The following is an 18,676-nucleotide window of genomic DNA, read 5'->3' as shown; positions in this document are numbered from 1 at the left end:
ACTCCCCTATCTAAATAAGTAAAAAACGATCATTTTCAATTTCGTTATACTTTCTTTTTCAACCGGTATACATAAGCCAATACTTCAGCAACAGCTTTAAAAAAATCTTCCGGTATCGCCTGGCCAATTTCAGTTTGGTGATAAAGACTTCTGGCTAATGGCCGGTTTTCAATCATGACGACCCCATTTTCTTTGGCAACATATTTTATTTTTTGCGCCAAATAGTCCACACCTTTGGCAACAACAAAAGGTGCATCCATTTTACTTTCATCATATTTCAGTGCAACAGCATAGTGGGTAGGATTCGTGATGACGACATCGGCGGTCGGAATTTCCTGCATCATTCGGTGAAAGGCAATTTCTCTTTGCCGCTGTCTTCTTTTTGACTTAATTAACGGATCCCCTTCTGTATTCTTAAACTCTTCTTTAATATCTTGTTTTGACATACGGATACTTTTTTCGAAATCATATTTTTGATACATATAATCCAGCAATGCCAAAAATAACAGGCCCCATGTTGCAAACAAACCCATTTTTACCGTAATGGAACCGACAACTGATAAACTTGCTCCTGCCGATTTAAAAATAAGGCCAAGAATTTCCTTCAAATGTGTCCATAAAAATGCAAAAGCAATTGCACCGATGACGACTACTTTTAAAATTGATTTCAATAATTCAACCAAAGCCCGTAATGAAAAAATTCTTTTAAATCCTTTGATCGGATCGATTTTTTCCAACTTCATTTTCAAAGGTTCCGTTGTACTAATAAACCCGACTTGAATATAATTGGCCAGTAATGCGGCTATAAATCCGGCCAACATAACCGGACCTACCAGCATGAAAATTTCCTGAAACAAATCCAGCGTAATTGTTTCGATCGTATTCATTGTCACTTCTTGAAACACATATTCTTCAAATGTTTGATAAAAAATGCGATATAAACCTTCCAGCATATTTGAACCTGTAAATAAAAGAACAAAAAAGACTGCCAGTAAAATAATAGCTGTATTGACATCTTGACTTTTCGCGGTCTGACCCTTTTTTCGTACATCTTGACGCTTTTTCGGGGTCGCTTTTTCCGTTTTTTCTTCCGCAAAAAATTGCAAATCTACTTTTAACATTCGATATCTTCCTTTGATGAAAACAAGCAGACCAAACACAAGTGAAAAACTGTGCCCGTTTCCTATTAGTTATTTGCTAGCCGCCAAGCAGTGACATCAAGTCTCGCAATGAATAAAGCAATAGTTCAAATAGACTTTTGACTGAAAAAATCATTGTCCCCATAACAATGAAAAGAATGATAATGCCTACTAAAATTTTTACAGGAAAGCCAACGACAAAAATATTCATTTGCGGAACAGTTCTCGCTACGATACCTAAAGCGACATCAATCAAGAACAGACTGGCTACAACAGGAACCGACATTTGAAAACCGATGATAAACATAGCTGAGAAAACTTTTCCAATCAATTTGACTGTGTTTTCATCGCCAAAATGTAAAAATGGTTGATCAATCGGGATAAATTGATAACTTTGATATATTCCATCTATTAATAAATGATGACCGTTAACCGATAATAAGAATAGGAATGCAAAAATATATAAATATTGTCCTAAAATCGGACTTTGAGCCCCGGTTTGCGGATCAATCACATTGGCAATGGCAAAACCCATTTGAAAGTCGATAAACCCACCTGCAATTTGGACAGCTGATAAAATAATGTAACCAATAAGTCCCAGTGCAATACCGGCAATTGCTTCCTTTATAACTAACAGAATATATACCATATCGAACTCAATCGGATCGGTATCAATTGTAAAGACGATAACATAAGCAAGATAAAGAGCCAGACCAATTTTCACTCGAGCAGGGATGGTTCGATATGAAAAAATCGGTATAACGAGAAAAAATGATAATACTCGGATAAAGACTAATAAAAAAACAGGGATAGAAGTAAGCAACACTTCCATTGAATCAACCTACAAATCTAGTTAAATTTGAAAAGATATTTTCAGCATACTGAACCATATGACTGACCATCCAAGGTCCAAATACAATCATTCCCAATAATACCGCCAAGATTTTAGGAACAAATGCTAATGTTTGTTCTTGTATTTGCGTGGTCGCTTGAAAAATACTAATAATTAAACCGACAACCAACGCAATAAGGAGAAGCGGCCCCGAAACAATTAAAATAGTATAAATTCCTTGTTCTGCCAATGTAATTACTGATTCACTAGTCAACTATGTTCACCTTCTTAAAAAGTTTGCAACAATGATTTAACAACCAAATGCCAACCATCTACCAAAACAAATAATAATATTTTAAAAGGCAGTGAAATCATAACCGGCGGTAACATCATCATCCCCATCGACATCAGGACACTTGCAACCACCATATCAATGACGAGAAATGGAATAAAGATCATGAAACCAATCTGAAATGCGGTTTTTAATTCACTGATGGTAAATGCCGGAACTAATGCTGATAACGGAATGTCCTCAACCGACTCGGGAGGTTCCGCTCCGGTATATTCTAAAAATAACGCAAGATCTTCCTGTCTCGTATATTTACTCATAAATTCTTTAAATGGTACTACCGCTTTACTATAGGCTTCTTCTAAATTGATTTCATTATTAAATAAAGGCTTTAGTGCTTCATCATTTACTTGACTGAACGTCGGAGCCATAATAAAAAATGTCATAAATAAACTTAACCCGATAATCACTTGGTTTGGCGGAGTTTGTTGCGTACCGAGACCCGTTCTGACAAATGATAATACAATAACAATTCTCGTAAAAGAAGTCACCATGATTAAAATGCTTGGTGCAATTGTTAAAACCGTTAAGAGAAGTAACAGCTTTACTGATGTTGATACTGTTTCCGGGTCACTATTATTAAATAAAGACATAAACTCATTCATTTATCTTTAAACCCTTTCTCCACATTCTCTTCATATGCTTTCCTTCTCTTTTCGGCGATACCATGCAATTGCTTTTCCAATTCTTTTTTAAATGATTGATTTTCCTCGGCATTTTCTATTTTTGTCTTTAAACGAGCTGTCAGTTTTGAAATCATGTCTTGAGGTTTGACCATTTGCTCCATACGGTTATGATATTGTTCAGTAATCATGTTTACTTCTTGTTCATCATTAATCTCTTTTAAAAGTTCCACATTTTCACCGATACCAACCACCAAAATGGTATTCCCCACTTTAATCATTTGAACAGACCGATTCCCGCCTAAATTGGTTCCGCCTAAATTTTTCATTGTTTGAACAGAAGTGGATACATTGTTTTTCTTTTGCAGCCATTTTAACAATCCAATTAACATGCCAATAACAATGACCAACATAAAAATGGTCTTCACGATATCCCATGCCGTTACACCAACTTTTTGCGAAGGAGCTTCAGCTGTTTCATTTTTTGGGGGCAGCGATTTATTCTCGGTCTTTTCTTGATCTGCTCCTTCATCCTGCTGCTGAAAATATTCATAAACACTGTCATTGACATTTCTTTCTGCTTGAACAGTCATTTCATCCACATTGAAGAGGGATGAAGTCATAATTAAAATGATTAAAAGGGCGCTTTTCATCCGATTCATAATTTTCGAGCTGCCACCTACTTTCAGAAAATGAAACAATGAAATATTCAAATAACCATTATTGGAATCGAGAATAACGGTTTTATTTTCCAATTTAAGATAATGTCTTTTTAATAGCTTCCAAGACACGGTCAGCTTGGAAAGGTTTAACGATGAAATCTTTTGCACCGGCTTGAATGGCATCAATCACCATAGCTTGTTGCCCCATTGCTGAGCACATAATAACTTTTGCATTTGGATCAATTGCGCGAATTTGTTTTAATGCAGCAATTCCATCCACCTCAGGCATTGTAATATCCAATGTCACAAGATCCGGATTAAGTTCCTTAAATTTTTCAACGGCTTGTGCACCATCGCTAGCTTCACCTACAACTTCATAACCGTTTTTTACCAAAATATCTTTAATCATCATTCTCATAAATGCTGCATCATCAACAATCAGTATTCTCTTTGACATAAGAATCCTCCCCTGATACTATTTCATGTTTTTGATTCTGTCGGATTGGCTAATAATATCAGTGATCCGAACACCAAAATTTTCCTCAATGACTACTACTTCACCTTTGGCAATTAATTTACCGTTAACAAGTATATCTACCGGCTCCCCGGCTAATTTATCCAATTCAATTATTGAACCTGATGACATTTCCAGTATCTCTTTCACTACTTTTGTTGTTCTTCCCAATTCAACAGTCACTTGTAAAGGAATATCAAACAACATTTGTAAATTTCTGCTTTCTTCTTCGGTTGTATGAACTGGCGAAAAATCGGAAAACACTGCCGGTTGTACATGTTTTTTCCGCTCGTCCGTTTCCAAATGTCCGGCATGTCCAAATGTTACCGGGTCCCTTTGCAAGTGTGACTCCTCTTGGTAAGAATGCAATGGAGTTTCTCCCCCTGTATTTCCGTACATCGGATTAGGTACCTGCTGAGACATTTCTTCTTTTTGTTCTAAGTCCGTGACATCATCAACCATTACCGTCGCTGATGCTTCTTCTGCTGAACTATGCATTAAATCAGAAACTAAGCTTTTTGCAAATGGGAGTGGTAATAGTTGCATAATAGAAGAATTGATTAAATCCCCCACAATTAAGCGAAAAGAAACTTTAACCAAGTAGTCATCCGTGGGTAAACTATCTGTTCCTTTTCCTTCCGGGATATTTAATAAATCAACAATTGGCGGTGAAATTTCGACCCGTTTATGAAAAATGGTCGACATGCTCGTTGCGGCACTTCCCATCATTTGGTTCATTGCTTCTTGAACGGCACTCAGTTGCAATTCACCAATTTCCGAATCAACATCCCGTCCGGTTCCGCCTAACATTAAGTCTGCGATGACACTGGCATCATATTGATTAATCACCAACACATTTGAACCGAGAAATCCGGTTGTGTAATCGACGGCGATGGCAACATAAGGTTTTGGAAATTCTTCAACCAACTGATTTTTCCTTATTACGGAAACATGAGGAGTTGTGATTTCCACCTTTTGATTTAACAAGGTTGAAAGGGCTGTTGCAGAACTCCCGAATGATATATTACCGATCTCCCCTAAGGCATCTTTTTCCACGGGAGATAAAATTTTCTCTTCATCTGACGAATGTGATTGGGTATCTTCTTCTGTATCTTTTGTTCCATTTAATAAAGCATCGATTTCTTCCTGGGAGAGCATTCCATCATTCATCATTCTCATCTCCCTCCTTCAATTCTTCAAGTATTTGGACAGCCAATTTATTATTTATTTTTCCGGGCTGTGCTAAAAATTTCGGTTTTCCTTCCACCTTTATGATTATCGGTTGGTCTATTTTTCTATTCAATTCAATACAGTCACCTTCCGTTAAATTTAAAAATTCCTCAATCGTTATTTCCGACTGACCTAATTCAGCAATAACCGGTAATTGAGTATGTTTTAAATGTCTTTTTAGGGCAAGAAGTTTTTCCGGCTCTGCTTGTTTTTTTTCTGTTTGCATCCAATAAGAAACCGATAATTTTGAGATAATTGGTTCCAACACAATATGAGGAATACAAATATTAATCATCCCGCTCGTTTCTCCAATTACTGTATTTAAAGAAATGACAACAACCGTCTCATTAGGAGAAACCATTTGTAAAAATTGCGGATTTACTTCAAAGCTTTGTAAGACAGGATTAATATGTGTAACAGTACTCCATGCCTCCTGTAATTGTTCAAATGCAACTTCAAATAAATTCGTCATAATTTTCGTTTCAATATCGGTTAATTGATCAATTTTATTTATACTTGTTCCCATTCCGCCTAAAATCCGGTCAAGCATGGCATAAGCAATATTTGGATTAATCTCTATCAATAATCTTCCCTCTAGTGGAGGAACTTCATATAAATATAAAACGGTCATTTTCGGAATGGACCGAACAAACTCTTCGTATGGAATTTGATCGGCACTTGCGACTTCAACATGAACATACGTCCGCAGTTTTGCCGAGAAATGAGTGGTTAAAAGTCGGGCTAAATTATCATGAATTCTCGTTAAACTGCGAATTTGTTCTTTTGAAAAACGGAGCGCCCGTTTGAAATCGTAAGTACGAATCTTTTTTTCTTCTTCTTCTTTTTTGATTTCTTCTGCATTTACTTCACCAGTAGATAAAGCAGAAAGTAACGCATCGATTTCACTTTGGGAAAGTATCTCACCGGATGGCAAGTTTGTCACCTCCAGCCATCAGATATTTTTCAATGAAGTTATAAATTTTGCTATAGGATATTAATAGATTCATTGGATGATTGTCGAGGTAATGTAAACTTGGATGATTTTACCTTCCTCCATAGATTCACTTAAACTTTCTTTTAAGTCGTTTTCCAATTTTACTTTCCCTTCCGTCCCTTCCAAATCTTTCGCTTCTAAACCGGATAATTTTTTTATAATTACATTTTCCACTTGAAAGTTTCGCTTTTCTAATTCTTCTTTCGCTTTTTTACCATCCGTTTGAATCGTAAAAGAGATACGAATATAATCACCGTTTAACAAATTTGTGGTAATTTCAGGGATTTCCACTGAATTTTTTACCATTTTATCTACTGTCGGCTTAGCACTCGCATTTTCAGTTCCTTTTATAAAGAAATAGTAAAGACCAACAGAAAGAGCAATGATCACCACCGACATAAATATCAAGAGAAATCTAACTGTTTTATTCAAGGTCGGATTCCTCCTTCTGTTGATCAATTGTAATCATGCGGATATCCCGATAAAATTGTTTTGTCAAAGAAACGAGCGTCTCAGCATCTTCACTTACAACATACCTTTTTCCATTTGTCAAAAGGATGGTAGTATCAGGAAATGACTCGACCGTTTCAATTAAGAAAGCATTTAAATAAAATGTATTCCCGTTTAATCTCGTTAACTTTATCAAAATTACTCACCAAACTTTTCTTTTCTAAAATCTATTTATGGTTATCAAGGAGGTTGCCGGGAAACCAAATTTTTTCCGGCTTATCCCCCCTGATTAAATTATTAACATCTTTCCGTTACTGATTAACGTTTTAAGTTAACCAATTCTTGAAGAATTTCATCTGAAGTCGTAATGATCCGGGAATTGGCTTGAAAACCACGTTGGGCAACGATCATCTCTGTAAATTCCTCAGAAAGATCAACGTTGGACATTTCAAGTTTGCCGGAAACAACAGTACCGTATGCGCCACCGCCAATTCCAAATTGAGGATCACCGGAATTTGCTGAACTTTGAAATAAGTTTCCCCCGGCTTTGTTGAGACCTTCCGCATTACTGAATCTTGCTAATGCGATATTACTAATTGTATTTACTGTCCCATTTTCATACTGGGCAATAATTTCACCGGTTTGGGAAATGCTGATACTTTGAAGCCCAACGGAGTTACCATCTACTGTAATTTGTTTTGGAATCGTAATATCTCCTCTTACATTTGTTTCAGGATTAATCCCTTGTACTCTGTAGCCATCCGAATTTACTAATAAGCCGGTTTCATCGATATAAAAGTTTCCTGCACGGGTAAAGTAATCTTGTCCGCCATCATTGACGACAAAATAGCCATCCCCATTGGTAATCGCCAAATCGAGCGGGCGACTTGTGTTTTGCAGACTGCTTTCCGTATGAATCGTATCGATCGAAGCAATTTCGGAACCTAAACCAACTTGCTTCGCGTTAATTCCTCCGCGGGTATCCGTTCCCCCGGAAGCTGAACCGATTGTTTGATACATTGCATCTTTGAAAGTAATTCGACCTTTTTTAAAACCATACGTATTCACATTCGCAATGTTATTTCCGATAACATCTAATTTTGTTTGCATGTTTTTCATACCGGATATTCCTGAGTACATTGATCTAAGCATAAATACATTCTCCCTTCAATTTTCTCATTGTCTGCTTCAGTCAATCAGCAAGGCTCGGCTTTCCTTTTGAAGGTCCAGCCGGTCTAGATAATAATCGTTCCATTAATATTTGTGAAAATTTTTGAGTTGGTTTCACTACGATCCATTGCGGTGATAACCGTTTGATTTTTTGCACTGACAATTAATGCCGCATGGTCTAAAAGAACTAACGATTCATTGACACCCATTTGTTTCGCCTCGGTTACTTTTTCACTAATTTTCTTCCAGTCTTCCGAGCTAATTTCAATATTTCTTTGTTCGAGGCGAGTTTTCGCATGCTTGCTAATGGTTAAATTGGTATCATTTTTTATTGCCGCTTGCAAATGGTCGGCAAAATTCGTATTAGTCGTTGTTCTATTATCTTCTGTATTCAATTTTTGGATTCCGATTGGTGGAATAAATGTATTTCTTATTTGCATTTCATCAACCCCTGACTCCAAATTAATTTCCGGAGAATCGTTTTTCAAGATCGCCTAAGCAACCATGATTGAAAGAATTTGGTCGATTGTCAATTTCGTTCTCTTTTGATCATTAACTTGATAAAAAATTTGCCCGTCTTTTTGACTTACTGCTTGAACGATGGCATATTGCAGTTCACCTTTTTCTTCCCAAGAAACCTTTTTTCCTATGAGATTGCTTGCATTGGCAAGTTGATTCCCCTTTTCTTGAACCGACACCCCTGAAATATTACTAGGTGTTAATTCTGTACCGTCTTCCAAGTATAATTTCACACCATCCTCGGTAAACTTTATTGAAGTAATGATTCCTGTCCCGTTTTCGATAATTGGCTCAGCCTTTTCATCGCTAGGGTAAGTGATTTTATCCCACTTAACTTCCATTCCAAGTAAAGATTGGTAAGAAAGCATTTGCTGTTGCTTTTGATCGGAAAGTAACTCTTCCATCGACTGATTCATTGTAATCATTTGTTCAAGTTGGGAAAAAGTCGCCATCTGGGCAATGAATTCACGATCTTCCATTGGATTTAACGGGTCCTGGTTTTGCAATTGGGTTACCAATAACTTTAAAAATGCATCTTTTCCCAATGTATTATTATTTGTAGAACTCTGTTTGGCATTTGATAAATAATAACTTGAATCTATAGTATTCGTCATGAAATCACCTAAATTTCATAATTTAATAGTGTTGCCTTAAAAGTTTCCATGAAATCTTCATTATTTTGTTCATCTTTTTTTTCTTCATGTTGTTGATATCCACGTTGATCATTATTTTGGTTAGGCTGTTGATGATTAAATCTTTCCTGCTGAATATCATCAAGAAAATCAATCCGATTAATTGGGATATTTTGCTGCACGAGTGCTTGTTTTAATGCTTGAGATTGCGACTCTAATAACTCTCTAGCACTTGTCGTTGACGAAATAATCTTTGCAACGAGTTCATTTTGCTGTTGAATGAGTTCAATTTTTAATGTGCCCAAATGTTCCGGTTTTAACTGGATTGTCAGCTTTTGAACTTGACCGTTTTGGTAAAATTTACTTTTGGCTAAAATCGTTTCAAAATCTTTTATAAAACGTTCCATCGTGACCGGCTTGTTCCCTTCCAATAATTGAAGCGATCCACCTGTGTTAGGAGTTTGGACAGTCCCCGCTTCTATTGGCTTTCCTGATAATTGTTGATTTTGACCGGTTTCATCTGATCCAAATTTTGGCAGTTCACTGACATCAATCACTTCATTGTTATTGACCATATGCGATGATGGTGCATCTCCGGAACTTTTCATATCAACGTTCCGAATCGTTAAATAGGGCTGTTTACTTCTAAACACCGAAAGATCTTCAACCTTCTTATCTGTAACCAACTTAGCAAAAGCTTCTTGCAATACAGCCGATTTTTTCAAATCTGCTTGTAAAGTTTGATAAAAGGTTTTTATTATCTTTTCCTGTTCTTGTGTAAGCAGGTTGCCGGGATGTTTATTATCATTCATGAGTTGATAGAGAACAGCCGCGGTCTTAACCACATTTGTGAAACTTTGACTTTGATCTAAGTGAACCACTTGAGTAAAATCAAATTGGTTCAGGAATTGCAAAAGATTAACGAACCCTTGAAGATTTCCTTGATCTTTATTTACCTCTTCCAAAAGTTGTTGAATTTGTTCTTGAATCTGTTCGTCTTCTGTTCCATTATCCTTCGTTTCTTTAAGTAAAAAACCGAGAATATTCTGGATGGAAGTTAATAAATCATCTGCGTCAAAACCAGTAAGTTCCAATAGCTTTTCCAAATTTAACGAATCTTCTTTACTTGCTTCCGGATGGCCTAGTCCTTCAAGTAAAGCTAGTTCTCCTTGGTTTATATTCTGTCCTTGGTTAACATTCTTTCCTTGGTTGGCATTTTCCTCAAGTAAATGATTCGCAAACAAAGCCAGTAACTGTTCAAAACCGCCGGCTTGTCCCTCTTGTCTAACTAGCGGGTCATGATTTTGCTGCGGATTTGTTAATAAAACTTGCGAATTGCCCGAGACACTGATCATGTTTTCACCTCCTTTCAAGTTTACATAGTTTTATTGATTAGCTAATTTAGCGGTGAAATTGGCGGCCTTTTCTACCGGCATTTTTTCCAGAATCCGTGCCAATGTATCCTCTTTTAAATCGGTCATAATATTAAGAGCTGTTGTTTCATCCATCTGCGCAAGAATGTTTGCGGCGCTTTGTGGTTTCATCTTTTCATAAGTTTTGATAACTTCGTTCCATTGCGTATCTGTTTCATTCTGATCATTTGCTTTTGCATTTACATTTTCATTTCCCGGCTCCACTTGAGTGTTTTCGAAGTTTTCTTTTTCCTCTTGCAAAGTTGCTATTTCTTGGTCTTTCTTTTCTAATTCCGACTGCAAATCTTCAACTTTTTTTTCCTGATTTTTTAATTGGGCCTGAAGTTTATTGATTTGCTGATCATATTCTTCTATTGAAGTGGTTGCCATATCCTTACTAGAAAACAAACTTCCAATGACAGGTATTTTTGCTGCTTCCTGAAAAATATTCAATCCCGAAACGGTAGATATAATGAGAACAATGGTTAGAATAAGCAAAAAAGGGATGATGACAAAATAAAATAGCTTCTTTAAAATTCCCGATTTGTTTTCTTCCATTGTTTTATTTTCCTCTCTCATTGTGACATTACTTCTCCCTCGCCACGATTTGCATAGAAATTTCGTCCATTACTTTACGATCTTCCACATCCAGAAAATGGAGAAATTTTTCGTATTCTTTGCTTTTCATCTTTTCCATTTTTTTAACTTCAATATTTTTTTCAATCAGGCGTTGTTCCTCTTCCTGCATATGTTTGCGGGCATGAAAGACTAATTGTTGGTAGCTGTCAATTTCTTTTTGTAAATTTAATAAATAATGTTGTCCTAAACGAATTTCCCGGATACTGACCCCGGATTCAATTTTTTTTAATTGCTGTTGTTCAATATCTTCCTTTTTCTTCAATAAGTGATATAGCTTTTCTGCGACTTCTTCAAACTTACGGATGGCTTTTTCATACATAAATACCTGCTCTTCTTTTTCTTTTTCACGCAAGTCTAAAAGTTTTTCCAGTTTAAATGTAAATTTCACTGATAATCACCTGCGAAAAGTTTATTTAATAGAGTAATACTTTCTTCCATTGAAATTTTTTCATCCGTTCGTTGTTTTAAATATGAAATGATTTTTGGATAATACTCAATGGCTTCATCGATTTCTTTTGAAGAGCCTTTTTTATAAGCACCTATGTTGATTAAATCCTCCGATTGTTCATATGTATTTAATAAATCTCTAAAACGGTTGGCCGCATCAAAATGCTCTCTTGTGACTAAAGAGTTCATTAATCTACTGATACTTTTCAAGATATTGATGGCGGGGTATTGTCCTTTGTTAGCCAAATTTCGGTCTAATACAATATGTCCGTCCAAGATCCCACGAACAGTATCCGCAATTGGTTCATTAAAATCATCACCATCAACGAGTACAGTATAAATCGCCGTAATGGATCCATTTGCATTAGTACCGGTCCGTTCCAGTAAAACGGGCAGCATGGAAAATACAGAAGGCGTGTATCCTTTTGTTGCTGGTGGTTCACCGGTTGCCAGTCCTACTTCTCTTTGTGCCATCGCAATCCGGGTGATGGAATCCATCATCAGCATCACATCTAAACCTTTGTCGCGATAATATTCTGCTATTGCCGTTGCTGTATATGCACCTTTAATTCTCATCAAGGCAGGTTGATCACTTGTCGCTGCCACTACAATCGAACGTTTTAATCCTTCTGGACCGAGATCATGTTCAATAAATTCTCGAACTTCCCTACCTCGTTCACCAATTAATGCTATTACATTTAAGTCTGCTTTTGTATTTCGGGCAATCATCCCCAGCAATGTACTCTTCCCGACTCCACTACCTGCAAAAATACCGATTCGTTGCCCTTTTCCAATCGTTAATAAGCCATCAATGGAACGAACACCAACTTCTAACGGTTTCGTAATTGGCGGCCGATGAAGCGGATTGGGAGGTTTTCGTTCAGTTGGCCAGCTACGTAAATTATCAGGGAGGAGCGAACCATCCAATGGTTTTCCCATGGAATCAAGTACATTCCCTATCAATGCATCCCCTACTTTAATATCCAAAGGTTTTTCCGTACTTTCTACCAACCAGCCAGGAGCAATATCACTTACCGTTGTAAAAGGCATAATATAGACATTTTCGTCTTTAAACCCGACGACTTCTCCTAATATTTTTTTCTTCCCTGAGCCGCTTTTCGGATAAATGTAACAAATATCGCCAATCGAACAAGTCGGTCCTTTTGATTCAATCATGATTCCCACAACTTGTTTAACCCTGCCGTATCGTTTGTAAGTATCAATGGTTGCAAGATGATGTACTAAATCGATTGCTTTCATTCTTCATCACCAATGAATAGTTCAAACAATTTCTTTTTTATTTCCCGGAGTTGGGTATCAAGACCGACATCCATCCGTAATCCATCCGTTTCAATTATACAGCTCGTTTCTGATAAATTTTCGTCAGGATAAATATATAGTTGTCCATCATGAAAATGAGGCAAAAGTTCATCTCTTTTGTTGACAAGTAAGGCATAACGGCTCGGATTTACATATATTTGAACCTCTTTATAATTTTTCACTTCATCAATTGCCTTTTTTACTAACGGTAAAAACCTTTCTTCATTTTCATTTAAACTTGAGCAAAGAATTTTTTCAGCAACTTTAAGACTTAAAGTCAAGATTGTTTGTTCGGATTTACCGACACAATTTTGGTATTCAATCTTTGCCTCATCAACAATGGACTTAGCAAATTGAATAAGTTCTTCCACTTCACGATAACCTTTTTCTTGACCAAGTTGAATTCCTTTTGAATAACCTTCATGATGCGCTTGTTGGTAAATTTTCTCTTTTTCCTCGGCAAATAACCGCTTTTCTTTTTCTATTTGCCGGCGAATTTGATCTGCTTCTTGATTTGCACGTTCAACAATTAAATTTGCTTCTTCAATAGCCTTTTCGATATATTCATTATTTTGAAGAGATTGAATGGATCCGTCTGTTTCTTCGTGTGGTTGTCTTGAACGATTCATTGTCAGTAAACGGATCGTTATTTTTTCTTCCATTTCATCTGTATTGGTTCTTTTAACAACGTTAGACAATGATATCATCTCCTCCCCCACGAACAATAATGATTTCTCCTGCTTCTTCCAGTCCACGAATGATCGAAACGATCCTTCCTTGTGCCTCCTCAACATCACGTAAACGGACAGGCCCCATAATCTCAAGTTCTTCTTTAAATGTATCACGCATCCGTGTTGACATATTTCGAAAGATGATTTCTTTCACTTCATCACTGGCGACTTTTAGTGCAAGCAGTAAGTCTTCATTTTCGCAATCTCGAATAATCATTTGAATAGCACGATTATCAAGAGTGACAATATCTTCAAAGACAAACATCCGTTTCTTAATTTCCTCTGCCAGCTCAGGATCTTTCTTTTCCAAACCTTCGAGTATTGTTCTCTCTGTCGCCCGATCGACACCGTTCAATACTTCCACAATCGCCTCTATACCACCGGTTTGCGTATAATCATGCGTAAATGTTGCGGAAAGTTTTTGTTCCAAAATTTGTTCTACCTCATAAATTACTTCCGGTGATGTGCTGTCCATTAAAGCTATTCTCCTAGCAACATCCGCCTGCATTTCCTCAGGTAAATTGGACAAAATGGTTGCTGCCTGGTTAGCGTCTAAATAGGACAGAATTAAGGCGATCGTTTGCGGATGCTCATTTTGAATAAAATTTAATATTTGATTTGGATCCGCTTTTCTGGCAAAATCAAACGGTCTCACTTGTAATGCTGAAGTCAAACGATTGAGTATGGCTGTTGCCTGCTCACTTCCTAAAGCTTTCTCTAGTATCATTTTTGCATAGCCGATCCCGCCTTGTGAAATATAATCTTGAGCTAAGGCAAGATTATGGAATTCCTCAATAACTTCTTCTTTCTTATCAGCTGTAACATTTTTTATCGTGGAAATTTCCAATGTTAATTTTTCAATTTCTTCCTCTGTTAAATATTTATAAACAGATGCTGATACGTCGGGACCAAGCGAGATGAGAAGGATAGCGGCTTTTTGTTTTCCGGTCAATTCTTTTTTTTCAGCCAAAAAATCACCTCCTTACTCTTGAGAAAGCCATGTACGTATTAGTTTGACAAATTCATCTGGTTTTTCTTTTGCCATCTTTTCAATTTGGTTCTTTCTAATCATTTCTTCTGTTTCTTTCGGTTCATTTAAATCCGGAACATATAGCGGTTCTTGTTTTGTTTCAATAACTTCTTCTTCAACCTCTAGTTCTTCCCGTCGTTTACGTAAAAACAAAATGAGTAAAACAATAATCACAAGTGCAAGAATACCGATAACGATATAACCCCAAACAGGAAAACTACTTTCTGTTGTTTGACTTGGATTCGTCGCTTTTCCTAATAACGGTTGGAAAGTGACAGAAATTTTATTTTCAATATCCGCATCGGTCAAATTAGCATTATTATCGGATTTATCAATCGATGTACGGACAATTGTGCTTAACATATCCTGAATTGCTTGCTCTACCTCCGTCGAAACAGAATCGGGACTTTTGGCATTTGGCGGTTCAACAATCACTTGGATTCCCAAGTCGCGAATTTTAAAAGGACTTTCAACAATTTCTTTACGGATTTTATTCACTTCATAATTGATCGTTTCTTCCGTTTTTTCGTAATCCCCATTACCTGTTGTTCCTTCCGTATAACCGGTCAAAGTATCTCCGGTATCTTCTGCTTGTGGAACGCCACCGTTTGCGGCATTTTCACCTGTGTATGTTTCACTAATTCGTTGAGCGCTGACAGCAATTCCTTCCATATTTTCTTCATCAACAGGTTCGACTAGGTTTTCTTCACGGCTCTCTTGTGTAAAGTCGATATCGGCCGTCACCGATACAGCTACTTTATTTTGACCCATCAACGTACCCAGCATGCTCTGAACCTGCCGTTGTATATCACGTTCTATTTCTTTTTTAACAGCAAATTGATTTTGTAAATCTGTTCCATTTGAAGAATTTTTTGCATTTTCTAAGTCATAGTACTCAAAATTTTGATCCATGATGACGATATTATCAGTAGGAAGGTTTGGTACTGATTTTGATACAAGTGTATACAATGCTTTAATTTGTCCTTCCGAAAAATCGTATCCGGATTCTGTTGTTAACACAATTGATGCGGAAGCTTCTTCATTTTGGTCCTTGACAAAGATGCCATTTTCCGGAAGGGTAATCATGACATTTGCATCTTTAATTCCGTCAATGCTTTTAATCAAGTTGGCCAGCTCGGTTTGCATAGCATCCAATTTCATGACATCAAACTCATTATCTGTCATGCCAAGCCCGGCGTTTTCACTAAAAAATGAGTAATCGATACTGCCTGTTTTAGGAATTCCTTCTGCCGCCAGTTCCACAAGTAATGTGTTAACAGATTCTTTAGGTACGTTTATTGTCGTACCGCCATCTGTAATTTCAGATCGAATCCCTTTTGCATCTAGCGCCTCTTTTATGCTCCCTGTTTCTGCTGGAGTGAGATTACTGTATAAAGGAACCATCGTTGTTCTCGTAGTAAAAAAAACAAGAACAGAAACAATTATAATAAATAAAATAATTGAACCGATCAAAAGGAACTTATGACGTTTTGTTTTCCCCTGCCAATTATTTTTTATTTTCTCTATTGTGTTTTGCAACGTTTCTTTCATCTATCTCTCTCCGAACAGTGATTTTTAATTAAAGTACCTCAAATATCTTTTGCTTTTTAGACTTGCATTCTCATAATTTCTTGGTAAGCTTCAACTACTTTATTACGTACTTCCATTGTTGCCTGTAATGTAATGGAAGCCTTTTGGGAAGCAATCATAACATCATGCAATTCTACGTTTTCTCCTAAAGCCATTTTCTTTGTTAAGTTGTCAGACTGTATTTGAGCATCATTTACTTGATTAATGGCATCCTTTAAAAAATTCGAGAATGTTTTTTGCGCTTTATACGGAGTAACTGCCGAATGACTCGCCTCCGAAACAGCACCGACATTCAGAGAAATCGGGTTGATTGCCAATAATAACACCTCCGTAATTTGATTTTACTAGCGAAAAACTATGTATCTATCATTCATTCACCATATACCTATTTTCCAATGTCCAATGCTTTAACTAACATTGATTTTGAAGCATTAAAGACGGTAACATTCGCTTCATAAGATCTTGTTGCACTAATTAAATCAACCATTTCCTTTAGAGGATCCACATTTGGCATCTGTACATAACCATTTTCATTCGCATCAGGATGGTCAGGGTTATAAACAAGTTTATAAGGAGTTTCGTCTTCTACAATTCTTGAAACTTTTACACCCGAGGTTACCGTATCTTTATTCATCGCCTTATTTAATAAAGTTGAAAATTGTTCACCCTTTGGTTCCAGAACAACCATTTTCCGGCGATAAGGAACCCAACTGCCATTTACGTATTCTGCACGGGTAGAGTCAACATTGGCAACATTTGACGATATTACATCCATCCGTAATCTTTGTGCTGTCAATGCACTGGAAGTAATGTTCAGACCTGAAAACAATTTTATTTTCCTCCCTTAATAACCGATTGGAGCGTTTGAAACTTCCCGCTTATTCTATCGATTAATGCATTGTAATAAATTTGGTTTTCCGCCAATTTTGTCATTTCTTGATCGACATCGACACTATTGCCGCTTTCATTATATTGGATATTATTTTTTACAATTGTTACAGTTCCATTTTCTGAAGGTGGGAAGGGTATATGTTTATTGTTTGTTATTTGTGCAGATAAGTGATTTGTGTTTTTTAGCTCATTTTTTAATACGGTTTTAAAAGGTAATGCCTCTTGTGCCTTATAATTTGGCGTGTCAACATTGGCAATATTTTGCGAAATAACTTTTTGTTTTGTTGTTGAGTAATCCAGTGCTTGACCCAAAATAGAAATTGTATCAGAAAATATTTTCATCCCAGTCTACTCCTTGTCATCAAATTGACATAAAACACATATATACGACAAATTTCGCATTCTTCATCTATTTTAAATCGTAATGTAGATAATGTCTATAAGAGGTCCCAATATATTCATAGGTAATTCTACCTATTTTTCCTATGTGAACAAAAAAATCATGCCATTATTACTAAAAAAAATGACATTGTTTTTTATTATTCGACATATCATAGTAATTTTCCTTCTATTGTGACAAAAATTTCAAAAAGAAAAAGCGCGACCATCTTCCTGCTCTTATCCACTAGGAACATAATGTCCTGTGAAAAAAGAACTAGGCATGGCCGCACTCTTTCATTCAATAATTTATTTATTATGATCTAACTTTTTCAAGTTCTTCTAAAAACTTATCGTTCAATACTTTAATAAACGTACCTTTCATACCTAAAGAACGAGATTCGATGACACCGGCACTTTCTAATTTTCTCAATGCATTGACGATGACTGAACGGGTAATTCCTACTCGGTCGGCAATTTTCGATGCGACAAGTAGACCTTCTTTTCCGTTTAATTCCTCAAAAATATGTTCAATTGCTTCTAATTCACTATAAGAAAGTGAACTGATTGCCATTTGCACAACTGCTTTACTGCGTGCTTCTTCTTCAATTTCTTCCGATTTTTCGCGTAAAATTTCCATACCGACAACAGTAGCACCATATTCAGCTAAAAGCAGATCATCATTATTAAATTCACGACCTAAACGGGAAAGAATTAATGTTCCCAATCTCTCGCCACCGCCGTTAATTGGTACAATAGTCGTTAAACCTGTATTAAATAGTTCTTTATTTTCGACTGGAAATGCAGTGTATTCACTGTTTACATCTATGTTTGCTGTTGTTTCAATAACATTGAATAAACTCTTTGTATATTCTTCCGGGAATTGACGATCTTCTAACATTTGTTTCATTCGATCGTTTTCAATTTGCTCGGTAATGGCATATCCTAATAATTTTCCTCTTCTGCTTACGATAAACACATTTGCATCAATAACTTCACATAAGGTTTCCGACATTTCCTTAAAGTTAACTGGTTTTGCTCCTGCGCTTTGTAACATTGCATTAATCTTTCTTGTTCTTGATAATAGTTCCATTATTCTTCCTCCTAATAATTTGAATTTTGCT

At 36.4% G+C, this 18,676-nt stretch carries 24 protein-coding genes; all 24 read right to left on the bottom strand.

Features of this window, described 5'->3' with window-relative positions; all coding sequences use genetic code 11:
• Nucleotides 1-44: 44 nt before the first annotated feature.
• The 24 genes from flhB to codY all read right to left on the bottom strand — a co-directional run bounded on the left by flhB (nucleotide 45) and on the right by codY (nucleotide 18,645).
• Complete coding sequence (flhB, locus tag NSQ14_RS07950; RefSeq protein WP_346208436.1) at nucleotides 45-1,121, bottom strand: flagellar biosynthesis protein FlhB; 1,077 nt, start codon at nucleotides 1,119-1,121, stop codon at nucleotides 45-47.
• A gap of 76 nt (nucleotides 1,122-1,197) precedes the next feature.
• The gene (gene fliR / locus NSQ14_RS07945) at nucleotides 1,198-1,971 is read right to left on the bottom strand and encodes a flagellar biosynthetic protein FliR (protein ID WP_041903235.1); all 774 of its coding nucleotides are present in this window, start codon (nucleotides 1,969-1,971) and stop codon (nucleotides 1,198-1,200) included.
• A 4-nt stretch (nucleotides 1,972-1,975) separates the two neighbouring features.
• On the bottom strand, nucleotides 1,976-2,245 hold the full coding sequence (fliQ, locus tag NSQ14_RS07940) for a flagellar biosynthesis protein FliQ (RefSeq protein WP_041903233.1): 270 nt from the start codon (nucleotides 2,243-2,245) through the stop codon (nucleotides 1,976-1,978).
• 14 nt (nucleotides 2,246-2,259) lie between these two features.
• Nucleotides 2,260-2,925: a flagellar type III secretion system pore protein FliP gene (fliP, locus tag NSQ14_RS07935; protein WP_034769793.1), complete on the bottom strand. Its 666-nt coding sequence runs from the start codon at nucleotides 2,923-2,925 to the stop codon at nucleotides 2,260-2,262.
• Nucleotides 2,922-3,605, bottom strand: coding sequence for a flagellar biosynthetic protein FliO (locus NSQ14_RS07930; protein WP_160289687.1), 684 nt, complete (start codon nucleotides 3,603-3,605; stop codon nucleotides 2,922-2,924). The genes fliP and NSQ14_RS07930 overlap by 4 nt, the downstream gene beginning before the upstream one ends.
• Before the next feature lie 94 nt (nucleotides 3,606-3,699).
• Nucleotides 3,700-4,062, bottom strand: a complete 363-nt coding sequence (locus NSQ14_RS07925; RefSeq protein WP_034769790.1) for a response regulator — start codon at nucleotides 4,060-4,062, stop codon at nucleotides 3,700-3,702.
• Nucleotides 4,063-4,080: 18 nt separating this feature from the next.
• Nucleotides 4,081-5,292 (bottom strand): flagellar motor switch phosphatase FliY, encoded by a 1,212-nt coding sequence (fliY, locus tag NSQ14_RS07920; RefSeq protein ID WP_034769788.1) that lies wholly within the window; start codon nucleotides 5,290-5,292, stop codon nucleotides 4,081-4,083.
• Entirely contained in the window at nucleotides 5,282-6,283 is a 1,002-nt protein-coding gene (gene fliM / locus NSQ14_RS07915) for a flagellar motor switch protein FliM (RefSeq protein ID WP_343191077.1), read from the bottom strand. Before fliM ends, fliY begins: the two co-directional genes overlap by 11 nt.
• 69 nt (nucleotides 6,284-6,352) lie before the next feature.
• Nucleotides 6,353-6,775, bottom strand: coding sequence for a flagellar basal body-associated protein FliL (gene fliL, locus NSQ14_RS07910; RefSeq protein ID WP_251240978.1), 423 nt, complete (start codon nucleotides 6,773-6,775; stop codon nucleotides 6,353-6,355).
• Nucleotides 6,768-6,989, bottom strand: a complete 222-nt coding sequence (locus NSQ14_RS07905; protein WP_346208435.1) for a flagellar FlbD family protein — start codon at nucleotides 6,987-6,989, stop codon at nucleotides 6,768-6,770. The genes fliL and NSQ14_RS07905 overlap by 8 nt, the downstream gene beginning before the upstream one ends.
• A gap of 122 nt (nucleotides 6,990-7,111) precedes the next feature.
• Nucleotides 7,112-7,945 carry a flagellar basal body rod protein FlgG gene (gene flgG, locus NSQ14_RS07900; RefSeq protein ID WP_346208434.1) on the bottom strand — a complete coding sequence of 278 codons (834 nt, stop codon included), beginning with the start codon at nucleotides 7,943-7,945 and terminating at the stop codon, nucleotides 7,112-7,114.
• Nucleotides 7,946-8,028: 83 nt separating this feature from the next.
• Nucleotides 8,029-8,403 (bottom strand): TIGR02530 family flagellar biosynthesis protein, encoded by a 375-nt coding sequence (locus NSQ14_RS07895; protein WP_227091195.1) that lies wholly within the window; start codon nucleotides 8,401-8,403, stop codon nucleotides 8,029-8,031.
• 54 nt (nucleotides 8,404-8,457) lie between these two features.
• Nucleotides 8,458-9,096, bottom strand: coding sequence for a flagellar hook assembly protein FlgD (flgD, locus tag NSQ14_RS07890; protein ID WP_343191075.1), 639 nt, complete (start codon nucleotides 9,094-9,096; stop codon nucleotides 8,458-8,460).
• A gap of 8 nt (nucleotides 9,097-9,104) precedes the next feature.
• Nucleotides 9,105-10,469 (bottom strand): flagellar hook-length control protein FliK, encoded by a 1,365-nt coding sequence (locus NSQ14_RS07885; protein ID WP_346208433.1) that lies wholly within the window; start codon nucleotides 10,467-10,469, stop codon nucleotides 9,105-9,107.
• Between the two features lie 30 nt (nucleotides 10,470-10,499).
• Nucleotides 10,500-11,105, bottom strand: coding sequence for a MotE family protein (locus NSQ14_RS07880; RefSeq protein WP_346208432.1), 606 nt, complete (start codon nucleotides 11,103-11,105; stop codon nucleotides 10,500-10,502).
• Nucleotides 11,106-11,112: 7 nt separating this feature from the next.
• A complete protein-coding gene (gene fliJ, locus NSQ14_RS07875; RefSeq protein WP_034769775.1) occupies nucleotides 11,113-11,553 on the bottom strand; it encodes a flagellar export protein FliJ in 441 nt (146 codons plus the stop codon).
• Nucleotides 11,550-12,872, bottom strand: coding sequence for a flagellar protein export ATPase FliI (gene fliI, locus NSQ14_RS07870; RefSeq protein ID WP_034769774.1), 1,323 nt, complete (start codon nucleotides 12,870-12,872; stop codon nucleotides 11,550-11,552). Before fliI ends, fliJ begins: the two co-directional genes overlap by 4 nt.
• Nucleotides 12,869-13,630: a flagellar assembly protein FliH gene (gene fliH / locus NSQ14_RS07865; protein WP_346217065.1), complete on the bottom strand. Its 762-nt coding sequence runs from the start codon at nucleotides 13,628-13,630 to the stop codon at nucleotides 12,869-12,871. The genes fliI and fliH overlap by 4 nt, the downstream gene beginning before the upstream one ends.
• Entirely contained in the window at nucleotides 13,623-14,633 is a 1,011-nt protein-coding gene (fliG, locus tag NSQ14_RS07860) for a flagellar motor switch protein FliG (protein WP_034769772.1), read from the bottom strand. Before fliG ends, fliH begins: the two co-directional genes overlap by 8 nt.
• Before the next feature lie 12 nt (nucleotides 14,634-14,645).
• Nucleotides 14,646-16,244: a flagellar basal-body MS-ring/collar protein FliF gene (fliF, locus tag NSQ14_RS07855; protein WP_034769771.1), complete on the bottom strand. Its 1,599-nt coding sequence runs from the start codon at nucleotides 16,242-16,244 to the stop codon at nucleotides 14,646-14,648.
• Between the two features lie 56 nt (nucleotides 16,245-16,300).
• The gene (gene fliE, locus NSQ14_RS07850; RefSeq protein WP_095141161.1) at nucleotides 16,301-16,594 is read right to left on the bottom strand and encodes a flagellar hook-basal body complex protein FliE; all 294 of its coding nucleotides are present in this window, start codon (nucleotides 16,592-16,594) and stop codon (nucleotides 16,301-16,303) included.
• Nucleotides 16,595-16,668: 74 nt separating this feature from the next.
• Nucleotides 16,669-17,112, bottom strand: a complete 444-nt coding sequence (gene flgC, locus NSQ14_RS07845) for a flagellar basal body rod protein FlgC (protein WP_244996521.1) — start codon at nucleotides 17,110-17,112, stop codon at nucleotides 16,669-16,671.
• Nucleotides 17,113-17,114: 2 nt separating this feature from the next.
• Nucleotides 17,115-17,516, bottom strand: a complete 402-nt coding sequence (flgB, locus tag NSQ14_RS07840) for a flagellar basal body rod protein FlgB (protein WP_095141135.1) — start codon at nucleotides 17,514-17,516, stop codon at nucleotides 17,115-17,117.
• Between the two features lie 352 nt (nucleotides 17,517-17,868).
• Entirely contained in the window at nucleotides 17,869-18,645 is a 777-nt protein-coding gene (codY, locus tag NSQ14_RS07835; protein ID WP_034769761.1) for a GTP-sensing pleiotropic transcriptional regulator CodY, read from the bottom strand.
• Nucleotides 18,646-18,676 lie beyond the last annotated feature (31 nt).

It is taken from the genome of Caldifermentibacillus hisashii (assembly GCF_039654145.1).
Classification (GTDB): domain Bacteria; phylum Bacillota; class Bacilli; order Bacillales; family Caldibacillaceae; genus Caldifermentibacillus; species Caldifermentibacillus hisashii.
This window is presented reverse-complemented; position numbering and strand designations above follow the sequence as displayed.